This window comes from Micromonospora sp. NPDC049049 (assembly GCF_040649115.1).
Lineage (GTDB): Bacteria > Actinomycetota > Actinomycetes > Mycobacteriales > Micromonosporaceae > Micromonospora.
On record NZ_JBEZEX010000044.1, the window covers coordinates 1 to 22,779 of the forward strand.

General features: G+C 67.5%; 30 protein-coding genes. All 30 read left to right on the forward strand.

Annotation, left to right across the window (positions count from 1 at the left end):
* The first annotated feature begins 153 nt into the window (after positions 1-153).
* The gene (locus tag AB0B68_RS29525; RefSeq protein ID WP_357207783.1) at positions 154-4,041 is read left to right on the forward strand and encodes a DNA-directed RNA polymerase subunit beta'; all 3,888 of its coding nucleotides are present in this window, start codon (positions 154-156) and stop codon (positions 4,039-4,041) included.
* Between the two features lie 95 nt (positions 4,042-4,136).
* Positions 4,137-4,505: a hypothetical protein gene (locus AB0B68_RS29530; protein ID WP_210784125.1), complete on the forward strand. Its 369-nt coding sequence runs from the start codon at positions 4,137-4,139 to the stop codon at positions 4,503-4,505.
* A 685-nt stretch (positions 4,506-5,190) separates the two neighbouring features.
* Positions 5,191-5,571, forward strand: coding sequence for a hypothetical protein (locus AB0B68_RS29535; RefSeq protein ID WP_355009603.1), 381 nt, complete (start codon positions 5,191-5,193; stop codon positions 5,569-5,571).
* A 508-nt stretch (positions 5,572-6,079) separates the two neighbouring features.
* Positions 6,080-6,454 carry a 30S ribosomal protein S12 gene (rpsL, locus tag AB0B68_RS29540; protein ID WP_007465318.1) on the forward strand — a complete coding sequence of 125 codons (375 nt, stop codon included), beginning with the start codon at positions 6,080-6,082 and terminating at the stop codon, positions 6,452-6,454.
* 1 nt (position 6,455) lies between these two features.
* Positions 6,456-6,926 (forward strand): 30S ribosomal protein S7, encoded by a 471-nt coding sequence (gene rpsG / locus AB0B68_RS29545; RefSeq protein WP_030489583.1) that lies wholly within the window; start codon positions 6,456-6,458, stop codon positions 6,924-6,926.
* A 74-nt stretch (positions 6,927-7,000) separates the two neighbouring features.
* Complete coding sequence (gene fusA / locus AB0B68_RS29550) at positions 7,001-9,097, forward strand: elongation factor G (RefSeq protein ID WP_308193421.1); 2,097 nt, start codon at positions 7,001-7,003, stop codon at positions 9,095-9,097.
* A gap of 212 nt (positions 9,098-9,309) precedes the next feature.
* Positions 9,310-10,503 carry an elongation factor Tu gene (tuf, locus tag AB0B68_RS29555; protein WP_030489585.1) on the forward strand — a complete coding sequence of 398 codons (1,194 nt, stop codon included), beginning with the start codon at positions 9,310-9,312 and terminating at the stop codon, positions 10,501-10,503.
* Between the two features lie 350 nt (positions 10,504-10,853).
* On the forward strand, positions 10,854-11,162 hold the full coding sequence (gene rpsJ / locus AB0B68_RS29560) for a 30S ribosomal protein S10 (RefSeq protein WP_007073037.1): 309 nt from the start codon (positions 10,854-10,856) through the stop codon (positions 11,160-11,162).
* Positions 11,163-11,173: 11 nt separating this feature from the next.
* Positions 11,174-11,839, forward strand: coding sequence for a 50S ribosomal protein L3 (gene rplC, locus AB0B68_RS29565; RefSeq protein ID WP_357206399.1), 666 nt, complete (start codon positions 11,174-11,176; stop codon positions 11,837-11,839).
* Complete coding sequence (gene rplD, locus AB0B68_RS29570) at positions 11,836-12,486, forward strand: 50S ribosomal protein L4 (RefSeq protein WP_030489587.1); 651 nt, start codon at positions 11,836-11,838, stop codon at positions 12,484-12,486. Before rplC ends, rplD begins: the two co-directional genes overlap by 4 nt.
* A complete protein-coding gene (rplW, locus tag AB0B68_RS29575) occupies positions 12,483-12,785 on the forward strand; it encodes a 50S ribosomal protein L23 (protein ID WP_007465304.1) in 303 nt (100 codons plus the stop codon). The genes rplD and rplW overlap by 4 nt, the downstream gene beginning before the upstream one ends.
* A 12-nt stretch (positions 12,786-12,797) precedes the next feature.
* A complete protein-coding gene (rplB, locus tag AB0B68_RS29580) occupies positions 12,798-13,637 on the forward strand; it encodes a 50S ribosomal protein L2 (RefSeq protein ID WP_053653944.1) in 840 nt (279 codons plus the stop codon).
* Between the two features lie 12 nt (positions 13,638-13,649).
* The gene (gene rpsS / locus AB0B68_RS29585) at positions 13,650-13,931 is read left to right on the forward strand and encodes a 30S ribosomal protein S19 (protein ID WP_007465299.1); all 282 of its coding nucleotides are present in this window, start codon (positions 13,650-13,652) and stop codon (positions 13,929-13,931) included.
* A 42-nt stretch (positions 13,932-13,973) separates the two neighbouring features.
* Positions 13,974-14,432 (forward strand): 50S ribosomal protein L22, encoded by a 459-nt coding sequence (gene rplV / locus AB0B68_RS29590; protein WP_007465297.1) that lies wholly within the window; start codon positions 13,974-13,976, stop codon positions 14,430-14,432.
* Entirely contained in the window at positions 14,432-15,301 is an 870-nt protein-coding gene (gene rpsC, locus AB0B68_RS29595; protein WP_091402401.1) for a 30S ribosomal protein S3, read from the forward strand. The genes rplV and rpsC overlap by 1 nt, the downstream gene beginning before the upstream one ends.
* 3 nt (positions 15,302-15,304) lie before the next feature.
* Complete coding sequence (gene rplP / locus AB0B68_RS29600; RefSeq protein WP_053653940.1) at positions 15,305-15,730, forward strand: 50S ribosomal protein L16; 426 nt, start codon at positions 15,305-15,307, stop codon at positions 15,728-15,730.
* The gene (rpmC, locus tag AB0B68_RS29605) at positions 15,730-15,966 is read left to right on the forward strand and encodes a 50S ribosomal protein L29 (protein WP_007465283.1); all 237 of its coding nucleotides are present in this window, start codon (positions 15,730-15,732) and stop codon (positions 15,964-15,966) included. Before rplP ends, rpmC begins: the two co-directional genes overlap by 1 nt.
* On the forward strand, positions 15,963-16,241 hold the full coding sequence (rpsQ, locus tag AB0B68_RS29610) for a 30S ribosomal protein S17 (protein WP_112584814.1): 279 nt from the start codon (positions 15,963-15,965) through the stop codon (positions 16,239-16,241). Before rpmC ends, rpsQ begins: the two co-directional genes overlap by 4 nt.
* A 97-nt stretch (positions 16,242-16,338) precedes the next feature.
* Positions 16,339-16,707 (forward strand): 50S ribosomal protein L14, encoded by a 369-nt coding sequence (rplN, locus tag AB0B68_RS29615; RefSeq protein WP_007465279.1) that lies wholly within the window; start codon positions 16,339-16,341, stop codon positions 16,705-16,707.
* On the forward strand, positions 16,704-17,024 hold the full coding sequence (gene rplX / locus AB0B68_RS29620) for a 50S ribosomal protein L24 (protein WP_172899047.1): 321 nt from the start codon (positions 16,704-16,706) through the stop codon (positions 17,022-17,024). Before rplN ends, rplX begins: the two co-directional genes overlap by 4 nt.
* Positions 17,024-17,590 carry a 50S ribosomal protein L5 gene (rplE, locus tag AB0B68_RS29625; RefSeq protein ID WP_091402385.1) on the forward strand — a complete coding sequence of 189 codons (567 nt, stop codon included), beginning with the start codon at positions 17,024-17,026 and terminating at the stop codon, positions 17,588-17,590. Before rplX ends, rplE begins: the two co-directional genes overlap by 1 nt.
* A 1-nt stretch (position 17,591) precedes the next feature.
* Positions 17,592-17,777, forward strand: coding sequence for a type Z 30S ribosomal protein S14 (locus AB0B68_RS29630; RefSeq protein ID WP_007465272.1), 186 nt, complete (start codon positions 17,592-17,594; stop codon positions 17,775-17,777).
* 116 nt (positions 17,778-17,893) lie between these two features.
* Entirely contained in the window at positions 17,894-18,301 is a 408-nt protein-coding gene (gene rpsH, locus AB0B68_RS29635) for a 30S ribosomal protein S8 (RefSeq protein ID WP_007465270.1), read from the forward strand.
* Positions 18,302-18,317: 16 nt separating this feature from the next.
* On the forward strand, positions 18,318-18,860 hold the full coding sequence (rplF, locus tag AB0B68_RS29640) for a 50S ribosomal protein L6 (RefSeq protein ID WP_357206396.1): 543 nt from the start codon (positions 18,318-18,320) through the stop codon (positions 18,858-18,860).
* On the forward strand, positions 18,857-19,246 hold the full coding sequence (rplR, locus tag AB0B68_RS29645) for a 50S ribosomal protein L18 (RefSeq protein ID WP_030329901.1): 390 nt from the start codon (positions 18,857-18,859) through the stop codon (positions 19,244-19,246). The genes rplF and rplR overlap by 4 nt, the downstream gene beginning before the upstream one ends.
* Positions 19,247-19,279: 33 nt before the next feature.
* Entirely contained in the window at positions 19,280-19,894 is a 615-nt protein-coding gene (gene rpsE, locus AB0B68_RS29650; protein WP_357206394.1) for a 30S ribosomal protein S5, read from the forward strand.
* Positions 19,894-20,076, forward strand: coding sequence for a 50S ribosomal protein L30 (rpmD, locus tag AB0B68_RS29655; RefSeq protein WP_007465262.1), 183 nt, complete (start codon positions 19,894-19,896; stop codon positions 20,074-20,076). The genes rpsE and rpmD overlap by 1 nt, the downstream gene beginning before the upstream one ends.
* Entirely contained in the window at positions 20,076-20,519 is a 444-nt protein-coding gene (gene rplO / locus AB0B68_RS29660) for a 50S ribosomal protein L15 (RefSeq protein ID WP_088950230.1), read from the forward strand. Before rpmD ends, rplO begins: the two co-directional genes overlap by 1 nt.
* Before the next feature lie 232 nt (positions 20,520-20,751).
* Positions 20,752-22,080, forward strand: a complete 1,329-nt coding sequence (secY, locus tag AB0B68_RS29665; protein WP_357207564.1) for a preprotein translocase subunit SecY — start codon at positions 20,752-20,754, stop codon at positions 22,078-22,080.
* On the forward strand, positions 22,081-22,734 hold the full coding sequence (locus AB0B68_RS29670; protein ID WP_088950228.1) for an adenylate kinase: 654 nt from the start codon (positions 22,081-22,083) through the stop codon (positions 22,732-22,734).
* The last annotated feature ends 45 nt before the right edge of the window (positions 22,735-22,779 follow it).

The window sequence follows — 22,779 nt, forward strand, 5'->3', positions numbered from 1 at the left end:
GGTGTCGGGGGGCGGTGCGGCGGGGGCCACCGCCCTGCCCGGGCGCGCGCCTCGCTGGGCCTTTGGGGTCTGTGGTGCGCGGTGGGGGGCCGGCTCGCCGCCCCCCGACCCCACCCGAGAATTAGCAGTACAGACGACGACATAGGGGACATAGTGCTCGACGTCAACTTCTTCGACGAGCTGCGCATTGGTCTCGCCACCGCCGACGACATCCGTCAGTGGTCGCACGGCGAGGTCAAGAAGCCTGAGACGATCAACTACCGCACCCTGAAGCCGGAAAAGGACGGGCTCTTCTGCGAGAAGATCTTCGGTCCGCAGCGGGACTGGGAGTGCTACTGCGGTAAGTACAAGCGCGTTCGGTTCAAGGGCATCATCTGTGAGCGCTGCGGCGTCGAGGTGACTCGCTCCAAGGTCCGCCGTGAGCGGATGGGGCACATCGAGCTCGCCGCTCCGGTGACCCACATCTGGTACTTCAAGGGCGTTCCGAGCCGGCTGGGTTACCTGCTGGACCTCGCTCCCAAGGACCTCGAGAAGATCATCTACTTCGCCTCGTACGTCGTGACGAGCGTGGACGCGGAGTCGCGTCACCGCGACCTCTCGACGATCGAGAACGAGATCCTGGCTGAGAAGCGGCAGTCCGAGAACAGCCGCGACTCGGAGATCGAGAAGCGGGCCGCCAAGCTCGAGGCCGACCTGGCCGAGCTGGAGGCCGAGGGTGCCAAGGCGGACGTCCGGCGCAAGGTCAAGGAGGGCGGAGAGCGCGAGATGCGCCAGATCCGCGACCGGGCCCAGCGCGAGATCGACCGCCTGGACGAGGTGCTGGACACCTTCCGCAAGCTGGAGCCGAAGCAGCTGGTCACCGACGAGCTGCTCTACCGCGAGCTGCGCGACCGGTTCGGTGAGTACTTCACCGGTTCCATGGGCGCCGAGGCGATCAAGGCGCTGGTCCAGAACATGGACCTCGACGCCGAGGCCGAGAGCCTGCGGGAGACCATCCGGTCCGGCAAGGGTCAGCGGAAGATCCGGGCGCTCAAGCGACTCAAGGTCGTCGCGGCGTTCCTGAACACCCGCAACTCCCCGCTCGGCATGGTGCTGGACTGCGTCCCGGTCATCCCGCCGGACCTGCGCCCGATGGTGCAGCTCGACGGTGGCCGCTTCGCGACCTCCGACCTGAACGACCTGTACCGCCGCGTGATCAACCGGAACAACCGCCTCAAGCGGCTGATCGACCTCGGCGCGCCCGAGATCATCGTCAACAACGAGAAGCGGATGCTCCAGGAGGCCGTCGACGCGCTGTTCGACAACGGCCGTCGCGGCCGGCCGGTCACCGGCCCGGGTAACCGCCCGCTCAAGTCGCTGTCCGACATGCTCAAGGGCAAGCAGGGCCGGTTCCGCCAGAACCTGCTGGGCAAGCGCGTCGACTACTCCGGCCGTTCGGTCATCGTGGTCGGCCCGAAGCTGAAGCTGCACCAGTGCGGTCTGCCCAAGCAGATGGCGCTGGAGCTGTTCAAGCCCTTCGTGATGAAGCGGCTGGTCGACCTCAACCACGCACAGAACATCAAGTCCGCCAAGCGGATGGTCGAGCGTCAGCGCCCGGTCGTGTGGGACGTGCTGGAAGAGGTCATCGGCGAGCACCCGGTGCTGCTCAACCGGGCGCCGACCCTGCACCGCCTGGGCATCCAGGCCTTCGAGCCGCAGCTGGTCGAGGGCAAGGCGATCCAGATCCACCCGCTGGTCTGCACCGCGTTCAACGCCGACTTCGACGGTGACCAGATGGCGGTGCACGTGCCGCTGTCCGCCGAGGCTCAGGCCGAGGCGCGGATCCTGATGCTGTCGTCGAACAACATCCTCAAGCCGGCCGACGGTAAGCCGGTCACCATGCCTACCCAGGACATGGTCATCGGTCTGTACCACCTCACCCACCTCACCGCCGGTGAGAAGGGCGAGGGCCGGGCGTTCAGCTCGGACGCCGAGGCGCGGATGGCCTTCGACAACGGCGAGCTGCACCTGCAGGCACCGGTGAAGATCCGCCTGCGTGACGTGGTCGGGGTCGACAACGGCTCTGGTGCCGAGGCGTGGACCGCCCCGGAGGGCTGGGTCGAGGGTGACCCGCTGACCGTGGAGACCACCCTGGGCCGGGTGCTGTTCAACGAGACGCTGCCGCAGGGCTACCGCTTCGTGAACTACGAGATCCGCAAGGGTCAGCTCTCCGCGATCGTCAACGACCTCGCCGAGCGCTTCCCCAAGGTGGCGCTGGCCGCCACCCTGGACGGGCTCAAGGAGGCCGGCTTCCACTGGGCCACCTGGTCCGGCGTGACGATCGGCATGGAGGACGTCATCGCTCCGCCGCGTAAGGCGGAGATCCTGGCGAAGTACGAGAAGGACGCCGACCAGATCGACAAGCAGTACCAGCGTGGTCTGATGACCGCCGAGGAGCGTCGCGGCGAGCTCATCGAGATCTGGACCAAGGCGACCAACGAGGTCGCCAAGGAGATGGACACCGCGCTGCCGCAGGAGAACCCGCTGTGGAAGATGATCAACTCGGGTGCTCGCGGTAACCTGCTCCAGCTCCGGCAGATCGCGGCGATCCGTGGTCTGGTGGCCAACCCCAAGGGCGAGATCATCCCGCGGCCGATCAAGGCCAGCTACCGGGAGGGTCTGTCCGTGCTGGAGTACTTCATCTCCACGCACGGTGCTCGTAAGGGTCTTGCCGACACCGCGCTGCGGACCGCCGACTCGGGTTACCTGACCCGTCGTCTGGTGGACGTCTCGCAGGACGTCATCATCCGCGAAGAGGACTGCGGCACCGACCGGGCGATCCCGATGCAGATCGGCGAGAAGCTGGACGGCAAGCTCGTCGTCCACACCCACGCCGAGACCAGCGTGCACGCCCGTACGCTCGCGGACGACATCAAGGGGCCGGACGGCACCGTGGTGGCCGAGCGCGGTCAGGACATCAACTCCATCGGGGTCGACAAGATCGTCGCCGCTGGTGTGGAGACGGTCCGGGTGCGCAGCGTGCTCACCTGCGAGTCGAAGCTGGGCGTCTGCGCGGCCTGCTACGGCCGGTCGCTGCCGACCGGTAAGTCGGTCGACATCGGCGAGGCGGTCGGCATCATCGCCGCCCAGTCCATCGGTGAGCCCGGTACGCAGCTGACGATGCGTACCTTCCACACCGGTGGTGTCGCGGGTGAGGACATCACCCAGGGTCTGCCGCGTGTTCAGGAGATCTTCGAGGCTCGGGTCCCGAAGGGTAAGGCGCCCATCGCCGACACCCCCGGTCGGATCCGGATCGAGGACGGCGAGCGCTCGCGCAAGATCATCGTGGTGCCGGACGACGGCAGCGAAGAGATCGTCTACGACAAGATCTCGAAGCGGGTCAAGCTCCGTACCCACGACGGCGGTCACGTCGCGGTCGGCGAGAAGCTGACCGAGGGCACCATCGACCCGCACGAGCTGCTGCGGATCATGGGTCCGCGGGCGGTCCAGGTCCACCTGACCAGTGAGGTCCAGGAGGTCTACCGCTCGCAGGGTGTGCTCATCCACGACAAGCACATCGAGATCATCATCCGCCAGATGCTCAAGCGGGTGACGGTCATCGACTCCGGCTCGACCGAGTTCCTGCCGGGTGTGCTCGTCGACCGGGCGCTGTTCGAGTCGGAGAACCGCCGGCTCGTCTCGGAGGGCGGCGAGCCCGCCGCTGGTCGTCCGGTGCTGATGGGTATCACCAAGGCCTCGCTGGCCACCGACTCCTGGCTCTCGGCGGCCTCCTTCCAGGAGACCACCCGGGTGCTGACCGACGCTGCGATCAACTCGCGCAGCGACTCGCTGGTCGGCCTCAAGGAGAACGTGATCATCGGAAAGCTCATCCCGGCCGGTACCGGCATCAGCAAGTACCGCAACGTCCGGGTCGAGCCGACCGAGGAGGCCAAGGCCAAGGTCTACTCGATGACCGGTTACCCGGAGACCGACTACGGGTTCGGGCCGGCCGGCGGGCAGGCAGTGCCGCTGGACGACTTCGACTTCGGGTCGTACCGCTAAGCACCAGTCACACGACGAGGCCCCCGGTGAAAGCCGGGGGCCTCGTCGTGTCCGTGCCAACCCACCGCTTGCGCCGGGTTCGGCATGATGGGGGGATGACGACCGCACCCGGGCAGGTGTCCGTCGCCCAGCAGGGCGTGCGCCACCCGCTCGACCCGGACCCGGCCCGCGCCACGAAGGCACGGGCGGTCTTCGCGCTGGGCCTGCTCGGCATGCTGACCGGGTTGTTCATCGGTGGCGTGGTGCCGGCCACTGTGGCCCTGCAACTGGCCCGGCAGGCGCGCCGGGAGGCGTACGCCTCAGGGGGTTTCCTGACCGGCGGTGTCTGGCTGCGGCGGGGGGAGTGGATGGCCTGGACCGGCCTGGTACTGGTCGCGGTCAGCGTCGTGGCCGCTGTGGTCATCGGGGTGGTCCGGTTGGCCGGCGCCCCGTTCGGCCACGACTATCCCGCGAACATGGACTGAGCCACCGGTGGCCGCGCCCGGCGCGGGCGGCGGTGCTGCCGGCGGTAGCCTGGCCGGTGTCCACCGTGTGACGGTGGCGGCCTTTCGACAGGAGGACCTCGTGACGGAACCGGCGCGGCCCCCTGCGGACGAACCGGCCGGCCCGCCGGACGTGCCGGCTCCGCCACCCGAGCCGAGCGACTGGGCGCGACCCGGCCCGAGCGACGAGACCCACCAGCCGGCGTCCAACCCGGGCCCGCAGCCCCCTGCGACGCCGCCTCCCGGTTGGGGTCCGAACGGCTGGGGCGCCACCACGACGCCCGGCTCCGACCAGCCGTACCCGGTCTCCAGCGCACCGACCTCGACGCCGCAGGGCTGGGGCCCGCCCACCTCCGGGCCGGGTGCGCCGCCCGGGTGGGGCCCGCCGCCGGCTGGTTCGGGAGTGCCGTACGGCTGGGGCCCGTCCTCGTCCGCACCGGCTGTGCCTCCAGGCTGGGGTCCGTACCCGTCTGCGCCATCTGCGCCGCCCGGGTGGGGCCCGTCGCCGTCCGGGCCGGTTGCGCCGCACGGCTGGGGCCCGCCGTCGTCCGGGCCGCCGCCCGGCTGGGGACCGCCGCCGCCGGGGCACGGTCCCGGGTGGGGTGTTGGCGCACCGGGGCGTTCCGTACCGCCGCCCACCGACGACCAACGCCGGCCGCCGAAGCGGGTGGAGGCGGTTTCGGGTACGCCGTTCGGCGTCGTGCACCTGGACGTGGCACCGGTCACCTCCGGGCTGGCCATCGGGGCGCTGGTTGCGGGGATCGCCTCACTTCTGGTCTCACTGCTGGTGATCTGCTTCGGAGTGGCTTTCAAGAACGACGGCGGGGCCTGGGCCTCCGGGGCGTTCGCCGCGCTGGGTGTGCTGGCCGGTGGGGCGGCGGTCGTCATCGGGCTGCTCGGCCGGCGACAGATCCGGCGGCCGACCGCCCCCTCGGCGGTCCAGTTCACCGGTCGCGGGCTGGCGATGGCAGGGATCAGCTGCGGCGCGGCGGGGGCGCTGCTCAGCCTGCTGGGCCTGGGTCTTGCCCTGCTTCTCACACTGACGTGAGGGTGATCACCGACAGATCCGGCACCTGACGGCGGTTTTCCGCGGAAGGCTTCCGGTCACCCCGGGGGCGATGGGTGCTTCTGCGGGGAAGCCGGTACACTTGTATTCGTAGGTGCCCATCGCGGGCGACGGGGCAGGACGAGATCCGGCCGGCTGGTGTGAGACAGTCGCCGGGCCATTCCGTTTTGACCTGGGCGGTTGTGGTAGGTACTCTTTCCCCTTGTGCCCGGGCATGCCCGGGCAACTCGTGCGTGCGCTGTTTCCGGCTTACGGACGGCGGCACGACAAGCCAAGGATCCGGAGCGGGGCGACCCGCGCGCCGGTGACAAAACCCGGTACGAACGCGAGAGCGTCGCAACGGGGCCGTGACGAGGGCGACACGCCCGACCGCGGGTGCCGGGGTCTCCGCAAGGCGACCCTGGTCGGAATGTAGGAGAGCCGGTCATCAGGCCGGCTAACGAGCAGACGGCGCGGCCGCGGATGCGGCCGAAGGGAGCGGAGAAACCCGGTGCCCACGATCCAGCAGCTGGTCCGAAAGGGCCGCCAGGCGAAGACGACCAAGACCAAGACCCCGGCGCTGAAGGGTTCCCCTCAGCGGCGCGGCGTGTGCACCCGCGTGTACACCACCACCCCGAAGAAGCCGAACTCGGCGCTGCGCAAGGTCGCTCGCGTGAAGCTCAGCAGCCAGATCGAGGTGACCGCCTACATCCCCGGCGTCGGTCACAACCTGCAGGAGCACTCGATCGTGCTCGTTCGCGGCGGCCGGGTGAAGGACCTCCCCGGCGTGCGTTACAAGATCGTTCGCGGCTCGCTGGACACCCAGGGCGTCCGCAACCGCAAGCAGGCGCGCAGCCGTTACGGCGCGAAGAAGGAGAAGAGCTGACATGCCGCGTAAGGGACCCGCTCCGCGGCGGCCACTGGTCGCTGACCCGGTGTACAACTCGCCGCTGGTCACCCAGCTGGTGAACAAGATCCTGCTCCGTGGCAAGCGTCAGCTCGCCGAGACCATCGTGTACGCGGCCCTCGAGGGCTGCCGCGAGAAGTCCGGCACCGACCCGGTCGTCACCCTCAAGCGGGCGATGGACAACGTCAAGCCGACCCTCGAGGTGCGCAGCCGTCGTGTCGGTGGCGCCACCTACCAGGTTCCGGTCGAGGTCCGCCCGACCCGGGCGACGACCCTGGGCCTGCGCTGGCTGGTCACGTACTCCCGCGCCCGGCGCGAGAAGACCATGGTCGAGCGGCTGATGAACGAGCTGCTGGACGCGAGCAACGGCCTCGGTGCCGCCGTCAAGCGGCGCGAGGACACGCACAAGATGGCCGAGTCGAACAAGGCCTTCGCGCACTACCGCTGGTAACACCCTGGTTCCGGCGCCTCCGGGCGCCGGAACCGCCACCAGTTGTGTCGAGACGACGATAAGTAGGGATTGAAGTGGCCGCCGCAGACGCGCTCGCCAAGGTACGCAACATCGGCATCATGGCGCACATCGATGCCGGTAAGACCACGACCACCGAGCGAATCCTGTTCTACACCGGCATCACGTACAAGATCGGTGAGGTCCACGAGGGCGCTGCCGTCATGGACTGGATGGAGCAGGAGCAGGAGCGTGGTATCACCATCACCTCCGCTGCTACCAAGTGTGAGTGGAAAGACCACACGATCCAGATCATCGACACGCCCGGCCACGTCGACTTCACGGTCGAGGTCGAGCGGTCGCTGCGGGTCCTGGATGGTGCGGTAGCGGTATACGACGGTGTCGCCGGCGTGGAACCGCAGACGGAGAACGTCTGGCGGCAGGCCGACAAGTACAACGTCCCGCGTATGTGCTTCGTCAACAAGCTCGACCGGACCGGCGCCGACTTCTTCCGCTGCGTGCAGATGATGATCGACCGGTTGAACGCCACCCCGCTGGTGCTCCAGATCCCGATCGGGCTCGAGGGTGACCACATCGGTGTCGTCGACCTGATCGGCATGCGCGCGCTCACCTGGCGTGGGGAGACCCAGAAGGGTGAGGACTACGCGGTCGAGGAGATCCCGGCCGAGCTGGCCGACTCCGCTGCCGAGTGGCGCGAGAAGCTGATGGAGACCCTCGCCGACGTCGACGACGCGGTGATGGAGAAGTACCTGGAGGGCGACGAGATCTCCGTCGAGGAGATCAAGGCCGCTATCCGGCGTGCCACCATTGCCGGCAAGGCCAACCCGGTGCTCTGCGGCTCGGCGTTCAAGAACAAGGGTGTTCAGCCCATGCTCGACGCCGTTGTCGACTTCCTGCCGTCGCCGCTGGACGTTCCGGCGATCGAGGGTACGGCCACCGACGGCGAGACCCCGCTGCTGCGTAAGCCGTCCAACTCGGAGCCCTTCTCCGGCCTGGCCTTCAAGATCCAGACGGACAAGCACCTGGGCAAGCTCACCTACGTGCGGGTCTACTCCGGCACGCTCGATTCCGGTTCCCAGGTGGTCAACTCCACCAAGGACCGCAAGGAGCGCATCGGCAAGATCTACCAGATGCACGCCAACAAGCGGGAAGAGCGTCCGTCGGCGCAGGCCGGCGACATCATCGCCGTGCAGGGTCTCAAGCAGACCACCACCGGCGACACTCTCTCCGACCCGGCGAACCCGGTCATCCTGGAGTCGATGACCTTCCCGGAGCCGGTCATCTCGGTGGCGATCGAGCCGAAGACCAAGTCCGACCAGGAGAAGCTGGGCACGGCCATCCAGCGCCTGGCCGAGGAAGACCCGACCTTCCGCGTCCAGTTGGACGAGGAGACCGGTCAGACGGTCATCTCCGGCATGGGTGAGCTGCACCTGGACATCCTGGTCGACCGGATGCGCCGCGAGTTCAACGTCGAGGCCAACGTCGGCAAGCCGCAGGTGGCGTACCGCGAGACCATCCGCCGCAAGGTGGACAAGGTCGAGTACACCCACAAGAAGCAGACCGGTGGTTCCGGCCAGTACGCCCGCGTGATCGTGAGCGTCGAGCCGCTTCCGCTGGACAACGACTCGCCGACCTACGAGTTCGCCAACGCCGTCAGCGGCGGCCGCATCCCCCGGGAGTTCATCCCCTCGGTGGACGCCGGTGCGCAGGACGCGCTGCAGTACGGCATCCTGGCGGGCTTCCCGCTGGTCGGCGTGAAGCTGACCCTGCTGGACGGCCAGTACCACGAGGTCGACTCGTCGGAAATGGCATTCAAGATCGCCGGCTCGATGGTGATGAAGGACGCGGCCCGCAAGGCCGATCCGGCACTGCTCGAGCCGATGATGGCCGTTGAAGTCACCACTCCTGAGGAGAACATGGGTGACGTCATCGGTGACCTCAACTCCCGCCGCGGCATCATCCAGGCGATGGAGGAGCGCAGCGGCGCCCGCATCGTCCGGGCCCTGGTGCCGTTGTCGGAGATGTTCGGCTACGTCGGCGACCTGCGGTCGAAGACCCAGGGCCGGGCTAGCTACAGCATGCAGTTCGACTCCTACGCCGAGGTTCCGCAGAGCGTCGCGAAGGAGATCATCGCCAAGGCAACGGGCGAGTAGCGCTCTGAGCAGGTGATTCGTGGTTGGTCGCGGGAGGGTTCACCCGCCTGCGGCCACCACGATCGGATCGCGTGAGACCGGGCCTGTAGGCTTCATCGCCGCAGAACCCACAAAGGCTCTCCGGCCTTCGGGCCGGAAAGGCTGTCGACAGAGTCCTAAGCGCCGACCGGCGCGCCGGGCGTACGAACCAAGAAGTCCACAGGAGGACACCAGTGGCGAAGGCTAAGTTCGAGCGGACTAAGCCGCACGTCAACATCGGCACCATTGGTCACATCGACCACGGTAAGACGACGCTGACGGCGGCCATCACCAAGGTCCTGCACGACCAGTACCCGGACCTGAACCCCTACACGCCGTTCGACGAGATCGACAAGGCGCCGGAGGAGAAGGCCCGCGGTATCACGATCTCGATCGCGCACGTCGAGTACCAGACCGAGTCGCGGCACTACGCGCACGTCGACTGCCCTGGGCACGCCGACTACATCAAGAACATGATCACCGGTGCCGCGCAGATGGACGGCGCGATCCTGGTGGTCGCGGCGACCGACGGCCCGATGCCGCAGACCCGCGAGCACGTGCTGCTGGCCCGTCAGGTCGGTGTGCCGTACATCGTCGTGGCGCTCAACAAGAGCGACATGGTCGATGACGAGGAGCTCCTGGAGCTCGTCGAGCTCGAGGTCCGTGAGCTGCTCTCCTCGCAGGAGTACCCGGGTGACGACCTGCCGGTCGTTCGGGTTTCGGCGCTGAAGGCCCTCGAGGGTGACCCCGAGTGGACCGGCAAGCTGCTGGACCTGATGACCGCTGTCGACACCTCGATCCCGCAGCCGGAGCGCGAGGTTGACAAGCCGTTCCTGATGCCCGTTGAGGACGTCTTCACGATCACCGGTCGTGGCACCGTCGTCACCGGTCGCGTGGAGCGCGGCGTTCTCCTGCCGAACGAGGATGTTGAGCTCGTCGGTATCAAGGAGAAGAGCTTCAAGACCAAGGTCACCGCGATCGAGATGTTCCGGAAGACCCTGGACGACGCCCGCGCAGGTGAGAACGTCGGCCTGCTGCTGCGTGGTACCAAGCGCGACGAGGTCGAGCGCGGCATGGTCGTCGTGAAGCCGGGCTCGAACACCCCGCACACGGAGTTCGAGGCGACGGTCTACATCCTCTCCAAGGAGGAGGGTGGCCGTCACACCCCGTTCTTCCAGAACTACCGTCCCCAGTTCTACTTCCGGACCACGGACGTCACCGGTGTCGTCACCCTCCCCGAGGGCACCGAGATGGTCATGCCGGGTGACAACACGTCCATGTCGGTGAAGCTGATCCAGCCCATCGCCATGGAGGAGAACCTCAAGTTCGCGATCCGCGAGGGTGGCCGCACCGTCGGCGCCGGGTTCGTCACCAAGATTAACAAGTGAACTAGGTAACCCCGATTAGACCCGCCGCCGGTCGTGCGGCATACTAGTCAGGTTGCGTAACGACAGTTCGTCGCCTGTGTTCGGCTTTCGCTGAACCTCCGGGTGGCGAGGCAGTCGAGCGTAGGGTGGTTGGCGGCCCAGTCGCCAACCACCCTCGCACGGCGTTCAGGTCGCGGTAGTGCGATCGGCGCCTTGACCCCCAGTGCGGTCAGCACCACTCCGGTACGTAGGGGCGGAGCTCGGCCCGAGGGCGCGACACGCCCGACCGCGGGGGTCGGCGAAGTGGGCCTGTACCAGCCGGTACAGGCGCCCGCAACACAGCGGCATCGAGAGAAGGAACAGAAGCCACCATGGCGGGACAGAAGATCCGCATCCGGCTCAAGGCCTATGACCACGAGGTCGTCGACTCCTCGGCTCGGAAGATCGTCGAGACGGTTACGCGCACCGGGGCGCAGGTCGCGGGCCCGGTGCCGCTGCCCACGGAGATCAACCGTTTCTGCGTTATCCGCTCGCCGCACAAGTACAAGGACTCGCGCGAGCACTTCGAGATGCGCACTCACAAGCGGCTGATCGACATCATCGACCCGACCCCGAAGACGGTCGACTCGCTCATGCGCCTCGACCTGCCGGCTGGCGTCGACATCGAGATCAAGCTGTAGGGACCGGACAAATGGACAGGCAAGTCAAGGGGATCCTGGGCGCCAAGCTCGGCATGACCCAGGTCTGGGAGAACAACCGCGTTGTTCCCGTGACCGTGGTCGAGGCCGGCCCGTGCGTCATCAGCCAGGTTCGTAGCGCCGAGAAGGACGGTTACTCCGCGGTCCAGCTCGCGTACGGCACCATCGACCCGCGCAAGGTCAAGAAGCCGGTCAGCGGGCACTACGCCAAGGCGGACGTGGCGCCGCGCCGGCACATCGTCGAGCTGCGCACCACTGACGCCGGGGAATACTCGCTCGGGCAGGAAGTCACTGTCGAGGAGTTCCCGGCCGGCGTCATCATCGACGTCACCGGCAAGACCAAGGGCAAGGGCTACGCCGGCCCGATGAAGCGGCACGGCTTCCACGGCCTGGGCGCCGGGCACGGCGTCGAGCGCAAGCACCGCTCGCCCGGCTCCATCGGCGCCTGCGCCACTCCGGGGCGTGTCTTCAAGGGCACCCGGATGGCCGGCCGTATGGGTGGCGTTCGGTACACCGTGCAGAACCTCACCGTCCAGGCGGTCGACACCGAGAACAACCTGCTGCTCGTCCGGGGTGCCATTCCTGGTCCGAAGGGCGCGCTCGTTCTGGTCCGTACCGCGGCCAAGAGCAAGGTGAAGAAGGGCGGTGCGGCCAAGTGACCACCGTTGACGTGCGCACCGTCGAAGGCACCACCAGCGGCTCCGTGGAGCTGCCGGAGGACATCTTCGACGTGCAGGCCAACGTCGCGCTGATGCACCAGGTCGTGGTGGCCCAGCTCGCGGCGGCCCGACAGGGCACGCACAAGGCCAAGACCCGCGGCGAGGTCGCCGGTGGCGGCAAGAAGCCGTACAAGCAGAAGGGCACCGGTCGCGCCCGGCAGGGCTCGATCCGCGCGCCGCAGTTCGCCGGCGGTGGCGTCGTGCACGGTCCCGTGCCGCGCGACTACAGCCAGCGGACCCCGAAGAAGATGAAGGCCGCCGCTCTGCGGGGAGCCCTCTCCGACCGGGCCCGCGCCGGGCAGGTGCACGTCGTCGAGGCGTTCGTCTCGGGCGAGAAGCCGTCGACCAAGGCGGCCCTGGCCACGCTGACCAAGCTCACCGAGGCCCGTCGGGTCCTGGTCGTGCTGAGCAGCACCGACGAGCTGAACTGGGTGTCGCTGCGCAATGAGCCGCGCGTGCACCTGATCGAGTCCGGCCAGCTGAACACGTACGACGTGCTCGTGGCCGACGACGTGGTCTTCACCAAGGACGCCCTGGACGAGTTCCTGGGCGTGCCCGCCGAGACCACCGAGGAGGGTGGCAAGTGAGCACGATCGCCGACCCGCGCGACATCATCGTGGCGCCGGTCGTCTCGGAGAAGAGCTACAGCGAGCTGAACCGGAACTGGTACACCTTCCTGGTGCACCCGGACGCGAATAAGACCGAGATCAAGATCGCTATCCAGCAGATCTTCAACGTCCGCGTCCTGACGGTCAACACGCTCAACCGCCAGGGTAAGCGCAAGCGCACCAAGACCGGCTTCGGTCAGCGCAAGGCGACCAAGCGGGCGATCGTGAAGCTGGCTGACGGTGACCGTATCGAGGCCTTCGGCGGCCCGGTCAGCTGAGGGGTGTAGACAATGGCTATCCGTAAGTACAAGCCGACGACGCCGGGCCGACGTGGCTCGAGTGTCGCTGACTTCGCCGAGATCACCCGGTCCACGCCGGAGAAGTCGCTGCTGGCTCCGTTGCCGAAGAAGGGCGGGCGTAACGCCCACGGCCGGATCACCACGCGGCACCACGGTGGCGGTCACAAGCGTCAGTACCGTCTGATCGACTTCAAGCGGGTCGACAAGGACGGCGTGCCGGCGAAGGTCGCTCACATCGAGTACGACCCGAACCGCACGGCGCGCATCGCGCTGCTGCACTACGCCGACGGCGAGAAGCGCTACATCCTCGCGCCGAAGGACATGAAGCAGGGCGACCGCGTCGAGTCCGGTCCGGGCGCCGACATCAAGCCGGGTAACAACCTGCCGCTGCGCAACATCCCGGTCGGTACCACGATCCACAACGTGGAGCTGCGTCCGGGTGGCGGGGCCAAGCTGGCCCGTTCCGCCGGCGTCGGCATCCAGCTGCTCGGCCGCGAGGGCGCGTACGCGACCCTGCGTATGCCGTCCGGCGAGATCCGGCGGGTGGACGTGCGCTGCCGCGCCAGCGTCGGCGAGATCGGCAACGCCGATCAGTCGAACATCAACTGGGGCAAGGCCGGCCGGATGCGGTGGAAGGGCAAGCGCCCGACCGTCCGTGGTGTCGCCATGAACCCGGTCGACCACCCGCACGGTGGTGGTGAGGGTAAGACCTCCGGTGGTCGCCACCCGGTCAACCCGCAGGGTAAGCCCGAGGGCCGCACCCGCCGTAAGGGCCAGCCGAGTGACCGGCTGATCGTCCGCCGTCGCTACGCCACGCGTAAGCGCGGCTGAGGGAGATAAGACATGCCTCGCAGCCTGAAGAAGGGCCCGTTCGTCGACGACCACCTGCTCAAGAAGGTGGAAGTTCAGAACGACAAGGGCTCCAAGAACGTGATCAAGACCTGGTCGCGGCGCTCGACGATCATCCCCGAGATGCTGGGGCACACGATCGCCGTGCACGACGGACGCAAGCACGTCCCGGTGTTCGTGACCGAGGCGATGGTCGGGCACAAGCTCGGCGAGTTCGCGCTGACCCGCACGTTCAAGGGTCACGAGAAGGACGACCGGAAGAGCCGTCGGCGCTGACGCCGCCAGGCATACGGATAGAGGGAACAAGGGGTTACAGCGATGCCAGGAAAGGGCGACGCTCCGGTGCTTCCGGGCGCGCGGGCGGTTGCGCGGCACGTGCGCATCTCGCCGATGAAGGCGCGCCGGGTGGTCAACCTCGTCCGCGGCCTGCCCGCGAAGGAGGCGCTCACGGTGCTGCAGTTCGCGCCGCAGGCTGCGAGCGAGCAGGTGTACAAGGTGCTCGCTAGCGCGATCGCCAACGCGGAGAACAACGAGCGGCTGGACCCCGACGCGCTGCTCGTCAGTGAGGCCTTCGTGGACGAGGGCCCGACGATGAAGCGGTTCCAGCCGCGGGCCCAGGGTCGGGCCTACCGCATCCGCAAGCGCACGTGCCACATCACCGTGGCGGTCGAAGCGGTCGCGCCGGCAGCACCGAGGAAGGCCGCGGCTAAGAAGGCCGCCCCGGCCACGGAGGCCGCACCGGCCGAAGCGCAGAGCAAGACGGAGGACGCCGAGTAATGGGTCAGAAGGTTCACCCCACTGGGTTCCGGCTCGGCATCTCGACCGACTGGAAGTCCCGCTGGTTCGCGGACAAGCTCTACAAGGACTACATCGGCGAGGATGTCAAGATCCGCCGCATGATGTCCAAGGGCCTCGAGCGTGCCGGGATTTCCAAGGTCGACATCGAGCGCACCCGCGACCGGGTCCGGGTCGACATCCACACCGCCCGGCCGGGCATCGTCATCGGCCGTAAGGGTGCGGAGGCCGACCGGATCCGCGGCGAGCTTGAGAAGCTCACCGGCAAGCAGGTTCAGCTGAACATCATCGAGGTGAAGAACCCCGAGTCGGACGCTCAGCTGGTCGCGCAGGGCGTGGCCGAGCAGCTGTCCAGCCGGGTCAGCTTCCGTCGGGCGATGCGCAAGGCTATGCAGTCGGCGATGAAGAACCCGGTCTGCAAGGGCATCCGGGTTCAGGTCTCGGGTCGCCTCGGCGGCGCCGAGATGAGCCGGACCGAGTTCTACCGTGAGGGCCGGGTTCCGCTGCACACGCTGCGGGCCAACATCGAGTACGGCTTCTTCGAGGCCCGTACCACGTTCGGTCGGATCGGTGTGAAGGTCTGGATCTACAAGGGCGACGCCGTCCCGGGCCGGGAAGCTCCGGCCGAGGCCGGTCCGTCCCGCCCGCGTCGTGGTGAGCGCGGCGACCGTCCCGAGCGTCCGCGCCGTGGCCGGTCGGGTTCGTCCGGCACCACGGCTGGTGGCACCGAGGCCGGTCGGGCTGCTGCGACCACCATCGCGCAGCAGGCCGAGACGCCGAGCGGCGAGCCGGTCGACAGCGCAGCTGTCGCCGCCACTGCTGCTCCGGCAGAAACGCAGCAGGAGGGCTGACAGATGCTGATGCCGCGCAAGCCCCCGAAGGGCTTCCGCAAGCCGCACCACCCGGACCGCAGTGGCGCGTCCAAGGGTGGTAACCGGGTGGTGTTCGGCGAGTTCGGGATCCAGGCTCTCGAGCCGGCGTACGTGACGAACCGGCAGATCGAGTCGGCACGTATCGCGATGACTCGCCACATCAAGCGTGGTGGCAAGGTCTGGATCACGATCTTCCCGGACCAGGCCCTCACCAAGAAGCCTGCCGAGACCCGGATGGGTTCCGGTAAGGGTTCGCCCGAGTGGTGGGTTGCCAACGTCAAGCCGGGGCGGGTTCTCTTCGAGATGTCCTTCCCCAACGAGCAGACCGCGCGAGAGGCCATGCGTCGCGCGATCCACAAGCTCCCGATGAAGTGCCGCATTGTTACGCGCGAAGTGGGTGAATCCTGATGGCAGCGGGCGTTAAGGCGACCGAGCTGCGTGAGCTCTCCGAAGAGGAGCTGGTCACGAAGCTGCGGGAGGCCAAGGCGGAGCTGTTCAACCTCCGCGTGCAGGCCGCAACCGGGCAGCTGGACAACAACCGGCGGTTGCAGGTCATCCGTCGGGAGATCGCCCGGATCTACACGATCATGCGCGAGCGCGAGCTGGGGCTCTCGGCCGCGCCGACTGAGGTGACTGCATCATGACCGAAGACACCGCCACCGCCACCGCGCGGTCCCGCCGCAAGGTCCGTGAGGGCCTGGTGGTCAGCGACAAGATGGACAAGACCGTCGTGGTCGAGGTCGAGGACCGGGTTCGGCACGCTCTGTACGGCAAGATCATGCGCCGTACGAGCAAGCTGAAGGTGCACGACGAGCAGAACGCCGCTGGCACCGGTGACCGGGTTCTCATCATGGAGACCCGGCCGCTGAGCGCCACCAAGCGTTGGCGGATCGTGGAGATCCTGGAAAAGGCCAAGTAGCGAAGGCTCGAGCTCGCCCGGCGTTGCGTCGGGCGTTGGTTCCGCCAGGCTCCGGCCGCTACGGCGGCCGGAGAACCGGCAGACATAGGAGATAGACGTGATTCAGCAGGAGTCGCGACTGCGCGTCGCCGACAACACGGGTGCTCGGGAGATCCTGTGCATCCGGGTTCTCGGTGGCTCGGGTCGGCGCTACGCGAGTATCGGCGACGTCATCGTGGCCACCGTCAAGGACGCGATCCCGGGTGCCGGTGTGAAGAAGGGCGACGTCGTCAAGGCTGTCGTCGTTCGCACGGCCAAGGAGAGGCGGCGTCCGGACGGCTCGTACATCCGCTTCGACGAGAACGCCGCCGTCATCATCAAGGACGGCGGGGACCCGCGTGGAACCCGTATCTTCGGCCCGGTGGGCCGGGAGCTGCGGGACAAGCGGTTCATGAAGATTATTTCCCTCGCGCCGGAGGTGTTGTGACCGTGAAGGTCAAGAAGGGCGACACGGTCGTCGTCATCGCCGGCAAGGACAAGGGTGCCAAGGGCAAGGTCATTCAGGCCTACCCGCGGCAGGACAAGGTCCTGGTCGAGGGCGTGAACCGGGTCAAGAAGCACACCCGCATCAGCACCACCCAGCGTGGCGCCAAGACCGGCGGCATCGTCACTCAGGAGGCCCCGATCCACGTCTCGAACGTGCAGGTCCTGGACTCCGACGGCAAGCCGACCCGCGTCGGTTACCGGATCGACGACAACGGCCAGAAGGTCCGCATCGCGCGTAGCACCGGTAAGGACCTGTGATGACCACGGCTACCGAAAAGACCCTGCCGCGCCTCAAGGAGCGGTACCGCAACGAGATCGTGGCCCAGCTGCGTGAGCAGCGCAGCTACGGCAACCCCATGCAGGTGCCGCGGCTGGTCAAGATCGTCGTCAACATGGGTGTCGGCGAGGCTGCTCGCGACGCCAAGCTGATCGACGGCGCGGTCCGCGACCTCGCCACGATCACCGGCCAGAAGCCGCAGGTGCGGCGGGCGACCAAGTCCATCGCGCAGTTCAAGCTCCGCGAGGGCATGCCGATCGGCGCGAAGGTCACCCTTCGCGGCGACCGGATGTGGGAGTTCATGGACCGGCTGCTCTCCATCGCGCTGCCGCGTATCCGCGACTTCCGCGGTCTGGACGGGCGCAAGCTGGACGGGCACGGCAACTACACGTTCGGTCTGACCGAGCAGTCGGTGTTCCACGAGATCGACCAGGACCGGATCGATCGCCAGCGGGGCATGGACATCACGGTGGTCACGACCGCCACGACCGACGACGAGGGCCGGGCGCTGCTCAAGCTCCTGGGCTTCCCGTTCAAGGAGAACTGAGATGGCCAAGAAGGCGCTGATCATCAAGGCGGCCGCGAAGCCGAAGTTCTCGGTTCGCGCGTACACCCGCTGCCAGCGGTGCGGGCGTCCGAAGGCGGTCTACCGCAAGTTCGGGCTCTGCCGGGTCTGCATCCGGGAGATGGCTCACCGCGGTGAGCTGCCGGGCGTGTCCAAGGCTTCCTGGTAAGGGCGACCGCGTCCCGGCCGTCGGCCGGGAACTCCTGCACCGATTAGGTATTGCTCTTCGCCGTAGGCCCGGGGCTGATGCCCCGGGAACCCCGGCGAGAAAGGCTGACGAAATCCATGACGATGACCGACCCGATCGCAGACATGCTCACGCGTCTGCGTAACGCCAACCAGGCGTACCACGATCAGGTGAAGATGCCCTACTCCAAGATCAAGGCGAACATCGCCGAGGTCTTGAAGGCCGAGGGTTACATCGCCACCTGGTCGGTCGAGGAGCCCGAGGAGGGCGCCGTCGGCAAGCGACTGGTCGTCGAGCTGAAGTATGGCCAGAACCGCGAGCGGAGCCTGGCCGGCATCAAGCGCGTGTCCAAGCCCGGTCTCCGGGTGTACGCCAAGTCGGACGGGCTCCCGCGGGTGCTCGGTGGGCTGGGCGTGGCGATCATTTCGACGTCCCAGGGGCTGCTGACCGACCGGCAGGCCCGCAAGCGGAGTGTTGGCGGGGAAGTCCTCGCCTTCGTCTGGTAACGGGAGACAGGTAGAAATGTCGCGAATTGGACGTAAGTCGATCCCGGTACCAGCCGGCGTCGACATCACGATCGACGGGCAGACCATCAAGGTCAAGGGCCCCAAGGGTCAGCTCCAGCACACCCTCGCCGAGCCGATCACGGTCGAGCGGGCCGAGGATGGGCAGCTGAGCGTCAACCGGCCGAACGACGAGCGCAAGGCCAAGGAACTCCACGGCCTGAGCCGTACGCTGGTTGCCAACATGATCGTCGGGGTCACCGAGGGCTACCGCAAGAGCCTGGAGATCGCCGGCACCGGTTACCGGGTCACCGCCAAGGGTTCGGACCTCGAGTTCGCGCTCGGGTTCTCGCACCCGGTGGTCGTCCCCGCCCCGGCGGGCATCACCTTCACGGTGGAGCGGCCGACTCTGTTCCACGTGGCTGGCATCGACAAGCAGCAGGTCGGTGAGGTCGCCGCCAACATCCGGAAGATCCGCCCGCCGGAGCCCTACAAGGGCAAGGGCGTCAAGTACCAGGGCGAGGTCATCCGCCGCAAGGCTGGAAAGGCAGGTAAGAAGTGAGCGCCACGCTGCTCAAGCGCCGCCGCGGTGTCGCCGCCAAGCGCGCCGTTGGGCGTGCGCGTCGACACTTCCGCGTCCGCAAGAACGTCAGCGGTACGGCCGAGCGTCCGCGCCTGGTCGTCACCCGCTCGCTGCGGCACATGGTCGCCCAGATCGTCGACGACACCAAGGGTCACACCCTGGCGTCGGCGTCGACCCTGGACGCCTCGCTGCGCGGTGCGGAGGGCGACAAGAGCGCCCTGGCTGGCAAGGTGGGCGCGCTGCTCGCCGAGCGGGCCAAGGCCGCCGGCGTCTCCAAGGTCGTCTTCGACCGCGGCGGCAACCGGTACGCGGGGCGAGTCGCCGCGCTTGCCGACGCCGCCCGCGAAGCCGGGCTCGAGTTCTAACAACCCCGTCACGAGAGAGAAGGAAGGCTGCTGATGCCAGGTCAACAGCGCCGTGGCGGCGGGTCCGGTGGCAACGAGGGTGGTCGCCGCGACAACCGCCGTGAGGGCGGCCGCGGAAACGCGCCCGTCGAGAAGACCCCGCACCTTGAGCGGGTCGTCGCGATCAACCGCGTCGCCAAGGTCGTGAAGGGTGGTCGTCGCTTCAGCTTCACCGCCCTGGTGATCGTGGGCGACGGCGACGGCACGGTCGGCGTGGGCTACGGAAAGGCCAAGGAGGTGCCCGCGGCCATCGCCAAGGGTGTCGAGGAGGCCAAGAAGCACTTCTTCAAGGTCCCGCGGATCGGTCAGTCGATCCCGCACCCGGTGACGGGTGAGGACGCCGCTGGTGTGGTGCTGCTCAAGCCGGCCTCGGCCGGTACGGGTGTCATCGCCGGTGGACCGGTGCGTGCCGTGCTGGAGTGCGCTGGGATCCACGACGTGCTCTCCAAGAGCCTCGGTTCGTCGAACCCGATCAACATCGTGCACGCCACCGTGGCGGCCCTGAAGGGGCTTGAGTCCCCCGAGCAGGTCGCGGCGCGTCGTGGTCTGCCGGTGGAGGACGTCGCGCCGGCCGCCATGCTGGCGTCGCGTGCGGGGGTGGCGAACTGATGGCACGCCTGAAGGTCACCCAGCTCCGGTCCGGTATCGGGACCAAGCACAACCAGCGTGAGTCGCTGCGTTCGCTCGGTCTCAAGCGGATCAACGACGTGGTGGTCAAGGAGGACCGGCCCGAGATCCGCGGCATGATCTTCACTGTGAGCCACCTCGTGAAGGTCGAGGAGGTCGAGTAATGACGATCAAGGTGCATCACCTGCGCCCGGCGCCCGGTTCCAAGACCGCGAAGACCCGTGTGGGTCGCGGTGAGGGTTCCAAGGGCAAGACCGCTGGTCGCGGTACCAAGGGCTCCAAGGCCCGCAAGAACATCTCGGCGGCGTTCGAGGGTGGGCAGATGCCCATCCACATGCGCCTGCCGAAGATGAAGGGCTTCAAGAACAAGTTCAAGGTGGTCTTCCAGGTTGTCAACCTGGACCGACTCGCTGAGCTGTTCCCGAATGGTGGTCAGGTCGGCCCGCTGGAGCTCGTTGAGTCCGGCGCGGTCCGCAAGGGTCACCCGGTCAAGGTCCTCGGTACCGGGGATCTCGGCGGTGTGGCGCTCCAGGTGTCCGCGCACGCGTTCAGTGCGTCGGCCAAGGAGAAGATCGCTGCCGCCGGTGGCTCCGCCACCGAGCTGTAAGGCGTACGACCATGGCGCCCGTCCAGTTGAGAGCAACTGGCGGGCGCCATGGTCTGCCTGGGCCGTGAGCGCCCGGTAACATCGGAATCGATTTATGTAGTCGGGCACATCTGCCCGGACCGGGGTGAGGCTGTTAGAGTCCCATCCCAGCCATGGATTGCGGGCACTCGCCCGTGATCCACCCCGACCCGCCAGGGATCACCGGCGGCCCGCCTCGCGCAGGAGGAAGAAGTTGCTGTCCGCCTTTCTCAGTGCGTTCCGTACGCCTGACCTGCGCAAGAAGCTGCTGTTCACAGTAGGCATCATCGCGGTCTACCGGCTGGGTGCAACGCTCCCCAGCCCGGGCGTCTCGTACGGCAACGTGCAGAAGTGCCTCGACACCATCCAGGGTGACACCACCGGGGTGGTGAACCTTCTCAACCTCTTCTCCGGCGGAGCGCTGCTGCAGCTCTCGGTCTTCGCGCTGGGCATCATGCCCTACATCACCGCGTCGATCATCTTGCAGCTGCTGACCGTCGTGATCCCCCGCCTGGAGCAGCTCCGCAAGGAGGGCCAGGCCGGTCAGGCGAAGATCACCCAGTACACCCGCTACCTGACCCTCGGCCTCGGTGTGCTTCAGGCCTCGGCGTTCGTGGCGCTGGCCCGCTCGGGCCAGCTGTTCCAGAACCGCTGCGACCAGTTCCCGATCATCCCCACCGGCACCGGCATCCCGGACTGGCTGACCCTGACCATCCTGGTGATGACGATGACCGCCGGCACCGGCATGGTCATGTGGCTCGGTGAGCTGATCACCGACCGCGGCGTCGGCAACGGCATGTCCGTCCTGATCTTCACCTCGATCGCGGCGCGGCTGCCCAGCGAGGGCTGGCAGATCAAGACCAGCAAGGGCTGGGACATGTTCGCCCTGGTCATCGCGCTGGTCCTGGTGGTCATCACCGCTGTCACCTTCATCGAGCAGTCGCAGCGCCGGATCCCGGTGCAGTACGCCAAGCGGATGATCGGCCGGCGGATGTACGGCGGCACCTCGACCTACATCCCGCTCAAGGTCAACCAGGCGGGTGTGATCCCGGTCATCTTCGGGTCGTCGCTGCTCTACCTGCCGCAGTTGGCGCTGCAGTTCTTCGACCAGACCGACCCGGGCAAGACCCAGTCGTGGATCCAGAACAACCTGGTCAACCCGAGCAGCCCGATCTACATCGCGGTCTACTTCCTGCTGATCATCTTCTTCACGTACTTCTACGTCTCGATCACGTTCAACCCGACCGAGGTCGCGGACAACATGAAGAAGTACGGCGGGTTCGTGCCGGGTATCCGCCCGGGCAAGCCGACCGCCGACTACCTGGACTTCATCCTCAGCCGGATCACCCTGCCGGGCGCGCTCTACCTCGGCATCATCTCGATCCTGCCGAACTTCTTCTTCATCTGGCTGGACAACCAGCAGTACCAGAACTTCCCGTTCGGCGGCACCGCTGTGCTCATCATGGTCGGCGTCGGTCTGGAGACCGTGAAGCAGATCGAGAGCCAACTCATGCAGCGGAACTACGAAGGGTTCCTGCGGTAGATGAGACTCGTTCTGGTTGGCCCGCCGGGCGCGGGCAAGGGCACGCAGGCCGAGTTCATCGCCGCGCACCTCTCGGTGCCGAAGATTTCGACCGGAGACATCTTCCGGTCGAACGTCACCCAGGGCACGCCGCTCGGTGTCGAGGCGAAGCGGTACATGGATGCGGGCGAGCTGGTTCCGGACGAGGTCACCATCAACATGGTCCGGGACCGGCTGGCCGAGCCCGACGCCAGCGAGGGTTTCCTGCTCGACGGCTTCCCGCGGACGACTCCGCAGGCTGCCGCTCTGGACAAGCTCCTGGCCGATCTGGGCACCGCCCTGGATCTGGTCCTGGAGCTGGTCGTCGACGACGACGAGGTGATCCGGCGGCTCTCCGGCAGGCGCACCTGCCGGGGCTGCGGCAAGATCTGGCACGTCGAGTTCGACGCCACCACCCGGCCTGGCATCTGTGACCGCTGCGGCGCCGAGCTGTTCCAGCGCGACGACGACAAGCCGGAGACGATCGCCACGCGGCTCCGCGAATACAGCGAGAAGACCGCACCCCTGGTCGACTACTACGGCGCTCAGGGCAAGCTGGTCGGGATCGACGCCACCGGGCCGGTGGAGGACGTCACCACCCGGGCCATCGACGCGCTGCGGTCGTACGGCGGCTGAGGTCCGGCCGGGCCACGGCGGATAGAGTGCGAACAGCGGGGTACG

What these genes read in the sequence shown, in the direction of transcription:
- AB0B68_RS29530 (WP_210784125.1), top strand. Translation starts at nt 4,137, where the DNA reads ATGACGACCGCACCCGGGCAGGTGTCCGTCGCCCAGCAGGGCGTGCGC.
- rpsG (WP_030489583.1), top strand. Translation starts at nt 6,456, where the DNA reads ATGCCGCGTAAGGGACCCGCTCCGCGGCGGCCACTGGTCGCTGACCCG.
- rpsJ (WP_007073037.1), top strand. Translation starts at nt 10,854, where the DNA reads ATGGCGGGACAGAAGATCCGCATCCGGCTCAAGGCCTATGACCACGAG.
- rplC (WP_357206399.1), top strand. Translation starts at nt 11,174, where the DNA reads ATGGACAGGCAAGTCAAGGGGATCCTGGGCGCCAAGCTCGGCATGACC.
- rplB (WP_053653944.1), top strand. Translation starts at nt 12,798, where the DNA reads ATGGCTATCCGTAAGTACAAGCCGACGACGCCGGGCCGACGTGGCTCG.
- rpsS (WP_007465299.1), top strand. Translation starts at nt 13,650, where the DNA reads ATGCCTCGCAGCCTGAAGAAGGGCCCGTTCGTCGACGACCACCTGCTC.
- rplV (WP_007465297.1), top strand. Translation starts at nt 13,974, where the DNA reads ATGCCAGGAAAGGGCGACGCTCCGGTGCTTCCGGGCGCGCGGGCGGTT.
- rpsC (WP_091402401.1), top strand. Translation starts at nt 14,432, where the DNA reads ATGGGTCAGAAGGTTCACCCCACTGGGTTCCGGCTCGGCATCTCGACC.
- rplP (WP_053653940.1), top strand. Translation starts at nt 15,305, where the DNA reads ATGCTGATGCCGCGCAAGCCCCCGAAGGGCTTCCGCAAGCCGCACCAC.
- rpmC (WP_007465283.1), top strand. Translation starts at nt 15,730, where the DNA reads ATGGCAGCGGGCGTTAAGGCGACCGAGCTGCGTGAGCTCTCCGAAGAG.
- rpsQ (WP_112584814.1), top strand. Translation starts at nt 15,963, where the DNA reads ATGACCGAAGACACCGCCACCGCCACCGCGCGGTCCCGCCGCAAGGTC.
- rplE (WP_091402385.1), top strand. Translation starts at nt 17,024, where the DNA reads ATGACCACGGCTACCGAAAAGACCCTGCCGCGCCTCAAGGAGCGGTAC.
- AB0B68_RS29630 (WP_007465272.1), top strand. Translation starts at nt 17,592, where the DNA reads ATGGCCAAGAAGGCGCTGATCATCAAGGCGGCCGCGAAGCCGAAGTTC.
- rpsH (WP_007465270.1), top strand. Translation starts at nt 17,894, where the DNA reads ATGACGATGACCGACCCGATCGCAGACATGCTCACGCGTCTGCGTAAC.
- rplF (WP_357206396.1), top strand. Translation starts at nt 18,318, where the DNA reads ATGTCGCGAATTGGACGTAAGTCGATCCCGGTACCAGCCGGCGTCGAC.
- rpsE (WP_357206394.1), top strand. Translation starts at nt 19,280, where the DNA reads ATGCCAGGTCAACAGCGCCGTGGCGGCGGGTCCGGTGGCAACGAGGGT.
- rpmD (WP_007465262.1), top strand. Translation starts at nt 19,894, where the DNA reads ATGGCACGCCTGAAGGTCACCCAGCTCCGGTCCGGTATCGGGACCAAG.
- rplO (WP_088950230.1), top strand. Translation starts at nt 20,076, where the DNA reads ATGACGATCAAGGTGCATCACCTGCGCCCGGCGCCCGGTTCCAAGACC.
- AB0B68_RS29670 (WP_088950228.1), top strand. Translation starts at nt 22,081, where the DNA reads ATGAGACTCGTTCTGGTTGGCCCGCCGGGCGCGGGCAAGGGCACGCAG.